Origin of the sequence: Nocardiopsis alborubida, from assembly GCF_012396365.1 — a bacterium.
GTDB lineage: Bacteria > Actinomycetota > Actinomycetes > Streptosporangiales > Streptosporangiaceae > Nocardiopsis > Nocardiopsis alborubida.
Genome location: NZ_JAAXPG010000018.1, coordinates 15,501 through 29,806 on the forward strand (window position 1 = coordinate 15,501; position 14,306 = coordinate 29,806).

Annotated in this window: 11 protein-coding genes; 9 read left to right on the top strand and 2 right to left on the bottom strand. The window is 73.2% G+C overall.

Annotated features, from left to right (window positions below):
* Positions 1–409: 409 nt before the first annotated feature.
* Entirely contained in the window at positions 410–1,948 is a 1,539-nt protein-coding gene (gene hflX / locus HGB44_RS19025) for a GTPase HflX (protein ID WP_061082526.1), read from the bottom strand.
* Between the two features lie 330 nt (positions 1,949–2,278).
* On the opposite strand from hflX, the gene aceB reads away from it, so the two are divergent.
* The 6 genes from aceB to HGB44_RS19055 all read left to right on the top strand — a co-directional run bounded on the left by aceB (position 2,279) and on the right by HGB44_RS19055 (position 9,830).
* Positions 2,279–3,883, top strand: coding sequence for a malate synthase A (gene aceB / locus HGB44_RS19030; protein WP_061082527.1), 1,605 nt, complete (start codon positions 2,279–2,281; stop codon positions 3,881–3,883).
* Positions 3,884–4,030: 147 nt separating this feature from the next.
* Positions 4,031–5,512 carry an FAD-linked oxidase C-terminal domain-containing protein gene (locus tag HGB44_RS19035; protein ID WP_061082528.1) on the top strand — a complete coding sequence of 494 codons (1,482 nt, stop codon included), beginning with the start codon at positions 4,031–4,033 and terminating at the stop codon, positions 5,510–5,512.
* Between the two features lie 34 nt (positions 5,513–5,546).
* Positions 5,547–6,746 (top strand): FAD-binding oxidoreductase, encoded by a 1,200-nt coding sequence (locus HGB44_RS19040; protein WP_061082529.1) that lies wholly within the window; start codon positions 5,547–5,549, stop codon positions 6,744–6,746.
* 27 nt (positions 6,747–6,773) lie between these two features.
* A complete protein-coding gene (locus tag HGB44_RS19045; RefSeq protein WP_061082530.1) occupies positions 6,774–8,096 on the top strand; it encodes a (Fe-S)-binding protein in 1,323 nt (440 codons plus the stop codon).
* A gap of 115 nt (positions 8,097–8,211) precedes the next feature.
* A complete protein-coding gene (locus HGB44_RS19050; protein ID WP_061082531.1) occupies positions 8,212–8,781 on the top strand; it encodes an RNA polymerase sigma factor in 570 nt (189 codons plus the stop codon).
* Positions 8,748–9,830, top strand: a complete 1,083-nt coding sequence (locus HGB44_RS19055; RefSeq protein ID WP_061082532.1) for a CU044_5270 family protein — start codon at positions 8,748–8,750, stop codon at positions 9,828–9,830. Before HGB44_RS19050 ends, HGB44_RS19055 begins: the two co-directional genes overlap by 34 nt.
* Before the next feature lie 163 nt (positions 9,831–9,993).
* Here HGB44_RS19055 and dapF read toward each other — a convergent pair whose 3' ends face one another.
* Positions 9,994–10,818, bottom strand: a complete 825-nt coding sequence (gene dapF / locus HGB44_RS19060; protein WP_082768541.1) for a diaminopimelate epimerase — start codon at positions 10,816–10,818, stop codon at positions 9,994–9,996.
* 76 nt (positions 10,819–10,894) lie between these two features.
* Between dapF and miaA the strand changes: the two genes are divergently transcribed.
* The 3 genes from miaA (at position 10,895) to HGB44_RS19075 (ending at position 14,230) form a co-directional block, all read left to right on the top strand.
* Positions 10,895–11,887 (top strand): tRNA (adenosine(37)-N6)-dimethylallyltransferase MiaA, encoded by a 993-nt coding sequence (gene miaA / locus HGB44_RS19065; RefSeq protein WP_061082533.1) that lies wholly within the window; start codon positions 10,895–10,897, stop codon positions 11,885–11,887.
* Between the two features lie 274 nt (positions 11,888–12,161).
* Positions 12,162–12,947, top strand: coding sequence for a TetR/AcrR family transcriptional regulator (locus tag HGB44_RS19070; RefSeq protein WP_061082534.1), 786 nt, complete (start codon positions 12,162–12,164; stop codon positions 12,945–12,947).
* Positions 12,948–12,964: 17 nt separating this feature from the next.
* A complete protein-coding gene (locus tag HGB44_RS19075) occupies positions 12,965–14,230 on the top strand; it encodes a cytochrome P450 family protein (RefSeq protein ID WP_061082535.1) in 1,266 nt (421 codons plus the stop codon).
* Positions 14,231–14,306: the final 76 nt, after the last annotated feature.

Genomic DNA, 14,306 nt, shown 5'->3' on the forward strand with positions numbered 1-14,306 from the left:
CTGCGGGACACGGTCGTGGGATACACGGGCGGACATGGCGACCTCGTATCTGGAGCGGTCCGACAGAGCCGGTGGGGGGCGGCCTGCGGCCGCCGCGGTGCCGTGACAGTGGCAGAGGGGTCGGCTGTCGCGGGACAGCGGCCACTGGCGGCCAGTGCTCCAAAACCGTAGTCCATCCGCGGACTCCGTGTACACCTCCCCGGGAGGACGGATAGGACGGTCTCCCAACAAAAACCCCGGGCACGCGGAGTGATCAGCGCCACGGACGCCGCGGTGAGCTGGGTGTTCGCGTGCGCCGTCCGAGCGGGGACGCGCGTGCGCCGCGTCGGCGCCCGTGTCCCCGGGACACGGCGAGGCCGGGGCGCCCCCGTCTGGGCACCCCGGCCGTGCGCGGCGGACCGCGCGTGCCTCAGGCCGTGCTGGGCGTGTACTCGTCGAGTCTGCCCGCGAGCAGGGCCGGGACGAAGGCGTGGATCGCCGTGCCCTCGGCGGTGTGCTCCTCGCTGAGGATGCGCCCCTCCTCGTGGATCCGGGCGATGAGGTCGCCCCGCGAGTACGGGACGAGCGCCCGCACCTCGTGCGCCAGCTCGGGCAGCGCCGCGGCGACCGCCTCCACCAGGGCGGGGACGCCCTCGCCGGTGCGCGCCGACACCTCGACCATGTCCGGGTAGCGGGTGCGCATCACCTTGAGCACGTCGGGGTCGGCGGCGTCCACCTTGTTGACCACGATGAGTTCGGGCACGTCACCGGCGTCGATGTCGGCGAAGACGTGCCGGACCGCGCTGATCTGGCTCTCGGGGTCGGGGTGGGATCCGTCGACCACGTGCAGGACCAGGTCGGAGTCGGCGACCTCCTCCAGGGTGGAGCGGAAGGCCTCCACCAGCTGGTGCGGCAGGTGTCGGACGAAGCCGACGGTGTCGCTGAGCGTGAACCCGCGGCCGTCGGGCGTGCGGGCCTGGCGCACGGTCGGGTCCAGGGTGGCGAACAGGGCGTTCTCGACCAGGACCCCCGCGCCGGTCAGCCGGTTGAGCAGGCTCGACTTGCCCGCGTTGGTGTACCCGGCGATGGCCACGGACGGCACCGCGCGGGTGCGCCGGACGTCGCGCTTGACGTCGCGTGCGGTGCGCATGTGGGCGAGCTGGCGGCGCAGCTTGGCCATCTTGTCGTTGATGCGCCGGCGGTCGGTCTCGATCTTGGTCTCACCCGGGCCGCGCAGGCCCACGCCGCCGCCCGCGCCACCGCCGCCGGAGCCGCCCGCCTGACGGGACAGGGCGTCACCCCAGCCGCGCAGTCGCGGCAGCAGGTAGCTGAGCTGGGCCAGTTCGACCTGGGCCTTGCCCTCGCTGCTGCGCGCGTGCTGGGCGAAGATGTCCAGGATCAGGGCCGTGCGGTCGATCACCTTGACCTTGACCACGTCCTCCAGCTGGCGCAGCTGGCCGGGCGTGAGCTCCCCGTCGCAGATCACGGTGTCGGCGCCGGTGGCCTCCACGATGTCGCGCAGTTCGGCGGCCTTGCCCTTGCCGACGTAGGTGGCGGGGTCGGGCTTGGACCGGCGCTGGGTGACCCCCTCCAGCACGAGCGCGCCCGCGGTCTCGGACAGGGCGGCGAGCTCGGTGAGCGAGTTGTCCGCGTCGGCCTGGGAGCCGCTGGTCCACACGCCGATGAGGATGACGCGCTCCAGCCTCAGGGAGCGGTACTCGACCTCGGTGACGTCGGTGAGTTCGGTGGACAGTCCCGGAACACGGCGCAGCGCGTGGCGCTCGGCGAGCTCCATCTCACCCTGGTCGGGGGTGTTGTCCGGGTCGTCGTAGCGGTCTCCGCCGGTGGCTCCGGCCTCGCGGGACGCGTCGTGTGCGTCGACCCCGTCCCCGACGGTGATCGCCTCGCGGAACGCGTCCTCGGCCTCGTGGCCGTCGTGGACGCTTCCGCGGGTGTCAGCTGTATTCATATCCCTCCAGGTGGGTCAACGTGGCCGCCGCCGCGATTCTTCCCGCGACCGGACGGCGGCGGGTGCCCTGTCGATGGTGACATCTCGCCTCCGCGAGGGCATCTGAATTATCGCAGGGCACGGCGGGCACGACACTCCACGGAACCCGGGACACGCCCCGCACCCGCCCCGACGACGGGTACGGAAGTCGCGGGAGAAGTTCTTGAGACCTTCCCATCCAGGGAAACTCGCCGGTCAGTGAGACACGCGCGACGTTGACCGTCCGCGAACCGGACGGTAGCTTCGTTTTCCACATACCAGAAGCTTATTTCGTATTGCGGAAGGTTTTCCATGGGCGCCACGCACGGGGTCGAGATCACCGGCCCCCTCCACGAACGGTTCGACGAGATCCTCACAGAGGACGCCCTCGCCCTCGTCGCCGAACTGCACCGCACCTTCGAGGAGCGCCGCCAGGAGCTCCTCGAAGCGCGCGTGACCAGGCAGGAGCAGATCTCGGCCGGGGCCGACCTCGACTTCCTCCCCGAGACCAAGCACATCCGCGAGGACGACAGCTGGCGGGTCGCCCCTCCCGCCCCGGGCATCACGGACCGCCGCGTGGAGATCACCGGCCCCACCGACCGCAAGATGACCATCAACGCGCTCAACTCCGGCGCCAAGGTGTGGCTGGCCGACTTCGAGGACGCCAACACCCCGCTGTGGGAGAACATGATCGGGGGCCAGCTCAACCTGCGCGACGCCCTCGACCGCACCATCGACTTCACCTCCCCCCAGGGCAAGACCTACGCCCTGAAGGAGGACGGCGAGCTCGCCACCGTCGTCGTGCGCCCGCGCGGCTGGCACCTGGACGAGAAGCACGTCCTCGTGGACGGCCAGCGCGTCAGCGGCGGCCTGCTGGACTTCGCGCTCTACTTCTTCCACTGCGCACAGCGCCAGATCGACAAGGGCAGGGGCCCCTACTTCTACCTGCCCAAGATGCAGAGCCACCTCGAGGCGCGCCTGTGGAACGACGTCTTCGTCCTGGCCCAGGAGCGCCTGGGCATCCCGCGCGGCACCATCCGCGCGACCTGCCTCATCGAGACCATCCCGGCCGCGTTCGAGATGGAGGAGATCCTCTACGAGCTGCGCGAGCACTCCGCGGGCCTCAACGCGGGACGCTGGGACTACCTGTTCAGCATCATCAAGACGCACCGCACCCGCGGCCGCAGGTTCCTGCTGCCCGAGCGCAACGCCGTCACGATGACCGCCCCCATGATGCGCGCCTACACCGAGCTGCTGGTCAAGACCTGCCACAAGCGCGGCGCCCACGCCATCGGCGGCATGGCGGCCTTCATCCCCTCCCGCAAGGACGAGGAGGTCAACAGGACCGCCTTCGCCAAGGTGCGCGACGACAAGTCCCGCGAGTCCGGCGACGGCTTCGACGGCTCCTGGGTCGCCCACCCGGGTCTGGTCCCGGTGGCCATGGAGGTCTTCGACGGCGTCCTGGGCGAGCGCCCGAACCAGATCGACAAGCAGCGCCCCGAGGTCGAGGTCTCGGCCGAGGACCTGCTGGCCGTGGACAGGACCCCGGGCGGCGTCACCCTCGCGGGCCTGCGCGGCAACGTCAACGTCGCCCTGCAGTACCTGGCGACGTGGATGGGCGGCAACGGCGCGGTGGCCATCCACAACCTCATGGAGGACGCCGCGACCGCCGAGATCTCCCGCTCCCAGGTCTGGCAGTGGCTGCACAACGACATCACGCTCGACAACGGCCCCAAGGTCACCGCCGAGCTGGTCAGGGAGATCATCGACGAGGAGCTCGCCGCCATCCGCGAGCAGCTGGGCGCCGACTTCGACGAGAACCTGTACCAGCAGGCAGGTGAGCTGTTCACCGAGGTGGCCCTGGCCGACGAGTACGTCGACTTCCTGACCCTGCCCGCCTACGAGCGCATGCCGTAGCCCGACGCTAATTTCATAAGACGGAAGACAACTTCCACTGCACCCCTTGCATGCGCGAGGGGTGCAGTCGTACGTTCACCTTGCGAGGTCGCGTCCGGAAACGGGCGGGACCGTCCGTGTCCGCGCAGGTGGAACCGGGAGGCGCCCATGTCCGAGACCGAGGAGGCGCAGGCGGCCGTGGCCGGGCTCGTCCCGCGCCTGCGCCGGATCTGCGGCGAGGACGGCGTGCTCACCGACACCGCCCAGCGCCGCACCTACGAGAGCGACGGGCTGCCCCACCACCGCGCCCTCCCCGGCGTCGTGGTACTGCCCACCACCGCCGACCAGGTCGCCGCCGTCGTACGCCTGTGCGCCGAGAACGGCGTGCCCTTCGTCCCGCGCGGCGCGGGCACCGGCCTGTCCGGGGGAGCGCTCCCCCGCGCCGAGGGCGTCCTGCTGGTCACCTCGCGCATGCGCCGCATCCTGGAGATCGACGTCGAGAACGAGTGCGCGGTCGTCGAACCCGGTGTGGCCAACCTGGACGTCACCCGCGCCGCCGCGCCCCACGGCTACTACTACGCGCCCGACCCCTCCAGCCAGCAGGTGTGCTCCGTGGGCGGCAACGTCGCCGAGAACTCCGGCGGCGCCCACTGCCTCAAGTACGGGTTCACCGTCAACCACGTGCGCGGCCTGGACATCGTCACGCCCGCCGGCGAGCAGGTGAGCCTGGGCGGCAAGAACCCCGGTGCGCACGGCTACGACCTCGTCGGGGCCTTCATCGGCTCCGAGGGCACCCTGGGCGTGGCCACCCGGATCACCGTGGGCCTCACCCGGTCCCCGGAGCGCACCGTCACACTGCTGTCGGCGTTCACCTCGATGGACGCGGGCGGCCGGGCGGTCAGCTCCATCATCTCCGCCGGGGTGCTGCCCTCGGCCGTGGAGATGATGGACGCGCTGGCCATCGAGGCCGCCGAGAGGGCTGTGGCCTGCGACTACCCCGAGGGCGCCGCGGCCGTGCTGGTCGTGGAGCTGGACGGGCCCGCGGCGGAGGTCGAGGCCCAGCTCGCCGAGGTCACCCGGCTGTGCGCGGAGGCGGGCGCCTTCGAGACCCGCGCCGCCAGCGACGCCGACGAGCGCGCCCGGATCTGGAAGGGCCGCAAGTCGGCCTTCGCCGCCGTCGGCCGGATCAGCCCCGCCTACATCGTCCAGGACGGCGTCGTCCCGCGCACGGCCCTGCCCGAGGTGCTGCGGCGCATCACCGAGCTGTCGGCGGCCTCGGGCATCCGCGTCGCCAACGTCTTCCACGCCGGGGACGGCAACCTGCACCCGCTCGTGCTCTTCGACGACGCGGAGCCGGGCGCGGCGGAGCGGGCGGAGGAGGTCTCCGGCGCCATCCTCGACCTGTGCATCGAGCACGGCGGCTCCATCACCGGCGAGCACGGGGTGGGCGTGGACAAGGCGTGCAAGATGCCGCGCATGTACGGCCCCGACGACCTGGCCACCTTCGACCTGTTCCGCCGGGCCCTGGATCCCGGCGGGCTCGCCAACCCGGACAAGCTGCTGCCCACCCCGCGCCTGTGCGGCGAGCGGCCCGGGGTGCGCACGGGGGTGCACCCGCTGGTGGAGGCGGGAAAGGCCGAGCAGTTCTGAGGCGCGGACGGACCGCGAGCACGGGGGAGAACACGTGACACTCGTCGAGGGACCGGACGCCAGGGACGGCGCCCTGCGGGAAGGGACCGGCGCCGACGCGGTGGGCGGCCTCGTCCCCGCGCGCGTGGCGCGTCCGGCCGACACCCGGGGTCTGGGCCGGGTCATGGCGTCCGCCGCCCGGGAGGGGCTGGCCGTCGTCGCGCGCGGCGGGGGCACGGCCCTGGACTGGGGCGGCCTCCCGCGCGGCCTGGACCTGCTCGTGGACACCGCCGACCTGTCGTGGACCGAGCACATCGCGGGCGACCTGGTGGTGGAGGTGGGCGCGGGAACCCCCGTGGCCGAGCTCTACGACGTGCTGGCCGCCGCCGGGCAGAGGCTGTCGGCGGACCCCGTGCGCACGGGCGGCACCGTGGGCGGGATGGTGGCCACGGGCGTGAGCGGTCCGCGCCGCCTGCTCACCGGTGCGCTGCGCGACCTGGTCATCGGGATGACGGTGGTGCGCGCCGACGGCGTGGTGGCGCGCAGCGGCGGCCGGGTGGTCAAGAACGTGGCCGGGTACGACCTGGCCAAGCTGCACACCGGCGGCCTGGGCACCCTGGGCGTGATCGCCTCGGTGGCCTTCCGCCTGCATCCGCTGCCCCGGGCCCTGCGCGTGGTGACCCTCCCGGCTTCCTCCGCGGCGCACGCCGAGCACCTGCTGACGGCGCTGCGCCGGTGCACGGCGACGCCCGCGGCGGTCGAACTGGACTGGCCTCCGGGCAGTCTGCGGGTGGTGCTGGAGGGAACCCCGGGCGGCGTCGGGGCGCGGGTGGACGAGATCGCCGCGGCCGCTGGCACGGAACCCGAGGTGGCCGACGCCCTGCCCGAGGGCTGGGGCGTACTGCCCGCCGAGGGCACGCTCGCCCTGGTGTCCGTGCCGCCCGCCGAGAGCGTCCGGGCCGCGGTGCGGGTGAACGAGCTGTCCGGCGCGGGCGTCAGCGGCTCGGCCCGGGCGGGGGCGCTGTACGCGTCCTTCCCACCGGGTACCGACGCCGCCGAGGTGGCGGCCGTGCTCGACGGCGTGCGTTCGGTTCCCGGCTGGAGGATGACCCTGCTGCGCGCGGAACCGCACGTCCACGCCGCCGGTGTGGACCTGTGGGGGGAGGTCCCCGGGCTGCCGCTGATGCGCGCGGTCAAGGACTCCCTCGACCCCGGACACCGCCTGGCCCCCGGGCGCTTCGCGGGCGGCATCTGAACACGTGCGAACACCCTGGGAGGGCCCGTGACCGACCTACCTACCGCGGACGAGCGCGACCGGCTGTTCTCCGACCTGCTCAACGACTGCGTCCACTGCGGTTTCTGCCTGCCCACCTGTCCCACGAACGTGCTGTGGGGCCAGGAGATGGACTCGCCGCGCGGACGGATCCACCTGATGGCGCAGACGCACACCGAGGACGTGCTGACCGAGACCGCGGTCGGGCACTTCGACAACTGCCTGGGATGCCTGGCGTGCGTGACCGCCTGCCCGTCGGGGGTGGCCTACGACGCCCTCATCGACTCCACCCGGCACCGGGTGGAGAAGGAGCACGAGCGGCCCGCGGGCGAGCGGGCGCTGCGCGGGGCGATCTTCGCGCTGTTCCCGTACCGGCGCAGGCTGGGGCTGCTGCGCGGGCCGCTGCGCGCCTACCAGGCCAGCGGCGTCTCCTCGCTGGTGCGGCGCACGGGGCTGCTGGAACGGATGTCCCCCGCCCTGGCCACCATGGAGCGGATCTCGCCGCCGCTGTCGTCGCCCCCTCCCGCGCTGCCGGAGCTGCTGCCCGCCGTGGGACGGGCGCGGGCCCGGGTGGGCATGCTGGTGGGCTGTGTGCAGGGGGCGTTCTTCCCCGAGGTCAACACCGCGACCGCGCGGGTGCTGGCCCTGGAGGGCTGCGACGTGGTGATCCCCCGCGCCCAGGGCTGCTGCGGGGCCCTGTCCGGGCACGCCGGGCGGATGGAGGAGTCGGCCGACCTCGCCCGGAGCCTGGTCGAGGTGTTCGAACGCGAGCGGGTGGACCGGATCGTGGTCAACTCGGCCGGGTGCGGGTCCAGCATGAAGCACTTCGACCGCACCCTGGCCGAGGCGGGCGCGGACCGGGCCTGGGTGCGCCGGGGGCGCGCCCTGTCCGAGCGGGTCGCGGACCTCACCGAGTTCCTGGTGGAGCTGGGGCCGCGCGCGGAGCGCCACCCCCTCCCCCTGCACGCGGCCTACCACGACGCGTGCCACCTCTCCCACGGCCAGGGCGTCACCCGTCCGCCCCGCGCCCTGCTCGCGGGCATCCCGGAACTGCGCGTGTCCGACCTGCCCAACAGCGAGATCTGCTGCGGCTCGGCGGGGGTGTACAACCTGCTCAAGCCCGAGGCCGCCCAGGAACTCGGCGACCGCAAGGGGCGGGACGTGGCCTCCACCGGCGCCGACGTCCTGGTGTCGGGGAATCCCGGGTGCTCGCTCCAGATAGCGTCCGCCATGGAGCGCGCGGGTTCTCCGGTCGCGGTGACCCACACCGCCCGGGTGCTGGACGCCTCGCTGCGAGGGTTGACCGTCGGGCGGCTGCTGGGACGCCGCTGAGCCGCACCTCCACCGCCACAGTGACGCACATCACATGGGCTCCGGGGATTTTCCCGTCCTCCCCTCGAACAACGGCCGCTCCGGCGACACAAGGGGTGAGAGAGAGGAGCTGCCGATGGTGCGCGACAACAACGGCGACCCACCCGAGCACACGGCGTTCGACGCGCTGTTCGAGCGGTACTACGACGCGGTGTACGACTACGCCCGCCGCAGGGTCGGCCCCGATCTGGCCGACGACGTGGCCTCGGAGACCTTCGCGGTCGCCTGGCGGCGGCGGGCGGGGGTGCCCGTGGGCCGGGAACTGCCCTGGCTGTACGCCTGCGCCCGCCGTATCACCCTCGCCAAGCTGCGCGAGGTCAGGAAGCGCGGTGAGGTCCCCCCTCCCCCGGAGGAGGTCTGGGGCGGTTCCCAGGACGACGCCGAACGGGTCGTCCGCCGCCAGACGGCCCTGAGCGCCCTGGCCCGGCTCTCCGACACCGACCGCGAGCTCGTGATGCTCGTGACCTGGGAGGGTCTGAGCAGCCGCGGGGCCGCGCAGGTGGTGGGCTGCTCACCCGTGACCGCACGCGGACGGCTGCACCGCGCCCGCAAGCGCCTCCAGGAGCTCATGGACGACACCGCACACCCCGCCGAGGACAGGAAGGACGCCTCGTGGACGACGTCACCGCGCTTCGCGCGCTCCTGAACGACACAGACCCGCGCGCCGGGGAGACGGTCGGCCACGCCGACCGCCAGCGCGCACGGACGAAGGCCATCGCCCTGATGAACGACACCCCCGCCCGCCGCCCCCTGTGGCTCCGCCCCCCGGCCCTGGCCGGCGCCGCCGCCCTCACGGCGGCCGCCACCGCCGCCGTGCTCGTCCTCGGCACCGGTTCGGGGGACCCCGTCGGCGTCCCCGCCGCCTACGCCGCGCCGCCCACCCCCCTGGAGGTGGTCGGCTCCACCCCCGAACCCGGTGAGCAGCGGCTGCTCGAACTGGCCGAGGCCGCCCGCAACGGCGGTGACGCCCCGGGTGAGGGCGACGTCGCCTACGTCTCCTCCTCCGGGGTGGAACTGCTCTCCGTCACCAGTTACGCCGGTGAGGAGCCCGGCGACGAGGACCTGCACAGCGCGGGGTTCATCCCCTACCAGTGGCAGCACTGGCAGGGCCCCGAGGGCGACACCCGCGCGGTCAGCGCCCCGGGCGCGGCCGAGGACACCACCGGAGACGCGGAGGAGCACCGGGAGTTCCTCGACCGGCAGGCCGAGGACGTGGAGGAGAGGCTGGACCCGGTCCTGCTGTTCCCCGAGGAGCTGCCCACCGGGGCCGGGGCCATGGCCGACGCCCTCGCCGCCTGGAGCGGTGAGGACCCCGCGACCGACGCCGCCCTCGTCGACGCCCTGAACAACCTCTACGACCACCGCCCCCTGGACGGGGCCGAGGAGGCGGCCCTCATGGGGGTCCTGGCCGGGATTCCCGGCGTCGAGTACGCGGGGAGCACGCGCGACCCCCTGGCACGGGAGGGCGAGCTCTTCCAGGTACGGGTCGCGGAGCCCGACCAGACGACGCGCTACCGCTACCTCTTCGCCCCCGACACCGGGGACCTGCTCTACCGCGACGCCACCGTACTGGAGGAGGAAAGCGGTGAGAGCTCCCTGGCCCAGCACGGACTGGAGCTGCCGGTGACCACGTCCTACCGGTCCTTCGTCTGGTCCGGCTGGGTGGAGGAGGTCGGCGCGCGCCCCGGGAGCTGAGGCGAGACGTCCGGCGGCCCCGGCCGGGAACCCGGACCGGCGCTCCGCCCCAGGGGGCGCAGAAGCCGGTCCGGGCGGCCCGGTGCGCGGGGCCGCCGGCGTCGCGCGAACACCGGCCGGGCACCGGGCCCGTCCCGCACCGCCGCGCACGCCGCCGCGGGAACTACACCAGGGCCGTCTCACCCTCGGCCACGATGACGGCCGGGCCGCTCAGCCTCGCACCGTCCGCGTCCAGGAAAACGGTGCACTCGCCTCCGAGGACCCGCACCCTCCAGGTCGCGCTCTCCCCACGGGGGGTGGCGGCCGCGGCGGCGGCGACGATCCCGGTCCCGCAGGAGCGGGTCTCCCCGGAACCCCGCTCGTACACGCGCATCTCCAGCACGCCCGGAGACACCTCGCGGTACACCTCGACGTTCGCCCCGGCGGGGAAGGCCTCCGCGTCCAGCACCGGCAGCTCGCCCAGGTCCACCTCGGCGACCGGCACGGTCACCTCGCAGGCCAGGTGCGGGTTGCCCACGGAGATCTGCTCACCGTGCACCACCTGACGGGCGAGCTTGGCGGAGGAGGTTCCCTGCATCTCCACCCGGCCCATGTCTATGGTGATGCCGCAGTCGGCCTCCACCTGGACCCCCTTGGCCCCGTCACGGGTGCCCACCTCGAAGCGGTCCCCCTCGACGAGCCCCGCGTGCAGCAGGTAGCGGGCGAACACCCGCACACCGTTGCCGCACATCTCGGCGACGCTGCCGTCGGCGTTGCGGTAGTCCATGAACCACTCGGAGCGCTCGGCCGTGCGGGCCGCCGGGGCGAGGGCCTCACCGAGGGCGCGCGTGCGCACCACCCGCAGGACGCCGTCGCCGCCGATCCCGGCCCGGCGGTCGCACAGCAGGCGGACGGTCTCCTCCGTGAGGTCGAGCTCCCCGTCGGGGTCGGGGAGGATCACGAAGTCGTTCTCTGTTCCGTGGCCCTTGGCGAATCGCATGCCGACCATCCTAGGCGCGGACGGCCACCGCCCCCGTCCGCCGCTCGACGGTCCGGCCGGGCCCGGGGCTGACTACGCTGGAGAAATGATCAAGGTGATCGCGGTCGTCGGCCCGACCGCTGTGGGCAAGTCGGACCTGGCCGTCGAGGTGGCCCTGCGGCTGGAGGAGCGCACGGGACGCCGGGGCGAGGTGATCAACGCCGACTCCATGCAGCTCTACCGCGGCATGGACATCGGCACCGCCAAGCTCACCGACGCCGAGAGACGCGGGGTGCCCCACCACCTGCTCGACGTGTGGGAGGTCAGCGAACCCGCGGACGTCGCCAGCTACCAGGACATGGCGCGCGACCGCGTCGAACAGTGCGCCGACCGCGACGTCCTCCCCGTCCTGGTCGGCGGTTCGGGCCTGTACGTGCGCTCGGTCCTGGACCACCTGAACTTCCCCGGCACCGACCCCGCGGTCCGCGCGCGCCTGGAGGCGGAGCTCGGCGACGTCGGCCCGGGCGTCCTGCACGCCCGTCTGGCCGAGGCCGACCCCGCGGCGGCCCGTGCCATCCTGCCGGGCAACGGGCGGCGGATCGTGCGCGCCCTGGAGGTCATCGAGCTGACCGGGGAGCCGTTCACCGCGAACCTGCCCGACCACACCTCCTTCTACCCGTGCACGCAGATCGGCCTGACCGCTCCGCGCACCGAGCTGGACGAGCGCATCGGCACCCGTGTGGACCGCATGTGGGAGCAGGGCCTGCTGGAGGAGGTCCGCGAGCTGGACGAGCTCGGGCTGCGCGAGGGCCGGACCGCCTCGCGCGCACTCGGTTACGCGCAGGCGCTCGCCCAGCTGGACGGCGCCCTGTCCGAGGAGGAGGCCAAGGCCGACACCGCCCAGGCCACCCGCCGGTTCGCCCGGCGCCAGGAGTCGTGGTTCCGGCGCGACCCGCGGGTGCGCTGGCTCCCCCACGACTCCCCCGACCTCGTGGAACGCGCCCTGGCCCAGGTGGAGCGGGCCCTGTCGGGAACCTCGGAGGAGCCGGGCGAGGCGCTGGTGGACGTGTCGACCTGGGTGCCCCGCTCCGCGCGCTGACCCCGCGGCGGGTCCGCGTCCGCCGCACACCCGCCCACACGTGACGGCCGGGCCCGCGAAGGGCCCGGCCGTTCGCCTTCCACACTCCCCCCGCCTTCCTTTCCGCGGGTCCGCGGCCCCTGTCCCGCTCTCCCGCGTCCCCGGCCCGTTTTCCCTCCCGAAAACCCTTGCCCCGGCCTCCCGGGTGACCTACTTTGACTTTGTGACCAGTTTTGAAATCTGGTCAAGCAGTCAGGGGAGGGAGGTGCGGATATGGTCATCGGCGTCAACACGCGTGGTCAGCGACACCTCGCACGCCCTCGACTCGCAGGAGTACACCGTGGCCCCATCCACATCCCCGACCGCCAGCGAGCGCGAACTGCGCGCCGACCGCATCCTGGACGCGGCGGAGGAGCTGATGGTCGCCTGGGGGCACCGCAAGATCACCATCGAGGACGTCGCCCGGCGGGCCAGGATCGGCAAGGGGACCGTCTACCTGCACTTCTCCACCAAGGAGGCGCTTCTCCTCACGGTGGTCATGCGGGCGCAGCTCGGCGTGCTGCGCCGGATCCTGGACTCCATGCACGCCTCACCCGAGAACGTCCGGCCCAGCGAGGTCGCCCGCGCCCTCTACCTGTTCCACCTGGACTCGCCGACCATCCGCGCGCTGTTCTCCAACGGCACGGAGTCCCTGGGCAACCTCTCCCGGAACGCGGCCTCCCTGGTCGGCGACACCGTCCGGGAGCGGCAGAGGGCGCTGCGGACCTACTGGGACATCCTGCGCGAACACGGCCTGCTGAACGCCGACCGCGCCCCCGACGAGCAGCTGTACGCCTACAACTCCCTGGTCATGGGCCACCTGGTCACACCCCCGGTGCTGGAGAGCCAGGGCATGCACGTGCCCGACCACGGCACGCGCGCCGAGCTCATGGCCCGGAGCATCCGACTGCTCCTGGAACAGGACGCCTCCCCGGAGGACACCCGTCGGGCCCGGGACAGGGCCCTGGCGCTCTTCTCCGCGCTGGACGAGCGCCTGCACGAGGAGATCACCCGGCAGAAACAGACGACACGCTCCACCTGAGCCCCAGAGGAGGGCCCATGACAGCCGCGACCCCGTCCGACGAACTGATCGACCTGCGCTCCCCCGAGTTCACCGCCGACCCCCACTCCGTGATCGACCGGGTCCGGGCCGCCGGCGGCTCGGCACCGGCCCTCTTCGTGGACACGATGGAGGCCGTCCTCTTCGTCGACGACGAGGACGTGCGGACCATCCTCAGTGACCGGCGCTTCGTGCTGGACCCCGCGAACGTGTCGGGCGGGCGGGCCCAGGCCACCCGCTCCGACGCGCTCAGGGGACTGGGCATCCGCCCCGACCTGATCACCTACCTGACCGAGTCCCTCCTGGACAAGGACGGCGGCGACCACACGCGGCTGCGCAAGCTGGTCTCGCGCACCTTCACCGTGCGCCGGGTCAACGAGCTGCGGCCCGCGGTCCAGCGCATCACCGACGACCTGCTCGCGCGGCTGCCCGACCTCGCCGACGGGGACGGGGTCGTGGACCTCATGCCGCACTTCTCCTACCCGCTGCCGATCGCGGTCATCTGCGACCTGGTCGGCGTTCCGGAGGAGGACCGCGGGATCTGGCGGGCGTGGAGCGACCAGCTGTCCAGGTTCGACCCCACCAGGCCCGAGCTGATGAACGACACGCTCGGCGAGATGATCGGCCACATCGAGGGGATGCTCGCCGAGCGCCGGGCCCGGCCGAGCGAGGACCTGCTCGGCGCCCTGGTCAAGGCGCGCGACGAGGACGGCGGGCGCCTGAGCGAGAGCGAGCTGATCACCCTGGTGTTCACCCTCGTCATCGCCGGGCACGAGACCACCGCGCACCTGCTGGGCAACGGGGTGCGGGCCCTGCTCGACCACCCGGTCCAGTGGGAGATCCTGCGGCACGACCCCGGGCTGCTGCCCTCCGCCGTGCACGAGATGCTCCGCTACGGGGGCACCGCCGTGGTCGCCAAGGCGCGGTACGCGGCCGAGGACGTCGAGCTCAGGTGCGGCCGCCTGGCCGCGGGCGAGCGGGCGATCGCGGTCCTGGCGGGCGCCAACCGCGACCCGAGGGTCCACCCCGACCCGCACCGGTTCGACATCACCCGCCACCAGGGCAGGCCCGGCGAGGCGCACGTGGGCTTCGGCCACGGCATCCACTACTGCCTGGGCGCGGCCCTGGCCCGGCAGGAGGGTGAGGTGGCGGTCGGGTCCCTGCTGACCGCCTACCCCGGCCTGTCCCCGGCACCCGGCCGCGAGCCCCTGCCCGGGAGGATCCCGGGCGCGATGCGGTTGGACAGCCTGCCCGTCCGGCTCTGAGGCCCCATCCGCTTTCCGTGGCCCTCCGAGGGCGGTGCGGCGCGGCCGGACGACCGCGGCCCCCGGCACGAGGGTG

Bases quoted from the DNA above. Each gene is read 5' to 3' on its own strand.
- hflX (WP_061082526.1), bottom strand. From the start codon at position 1,948: ATGAATACAGCTGACACCCGCGGAAGCGTCCACGACGGCCACGAGGCC.
- HGB44_RS19050 (WP_061082531.1), top strand. From the start codon at position 8,212: ATGGTGCGCGACAACAACGGCGACCCACCCGAGCACACGGCGTTCGAC.
- aceB (WP_061082527.1), top strand. From the start codon at position 2,279: ATGGGCGCCACGCACGGGGTCGAGATCACCGGCCCCCTCCACGAACGG.
- HGB44_RS19075 (WP_061082535.1), top strand. From the start codon at position 12,965: ATGACAGCCGCGACCCCGTCCGACGAACTGATCGACCTGCGCTCCCCC.
- HGB44_RS19035 (WP_061082528.1), top strand. From the start codon at position 4,031: ATGTCCGAGACCGAGGAGGCGCAGGCGGCCGTGGCCGGGCTCGTCCCG.
- dapF (WP_082768541.1), bottom strand. From the start codon at position 10,818: ATGGTCGGCATGCGATTCGCCAAGGGCCACGGAACAGAGAACGACTTC.
- miaA (WP_061082533.1), top strand. From the start codon at position 10,895: ATGATCAAGGTGATCGCGGTCGTCGGCCCGACCGCTGTGGGCAAGTCG.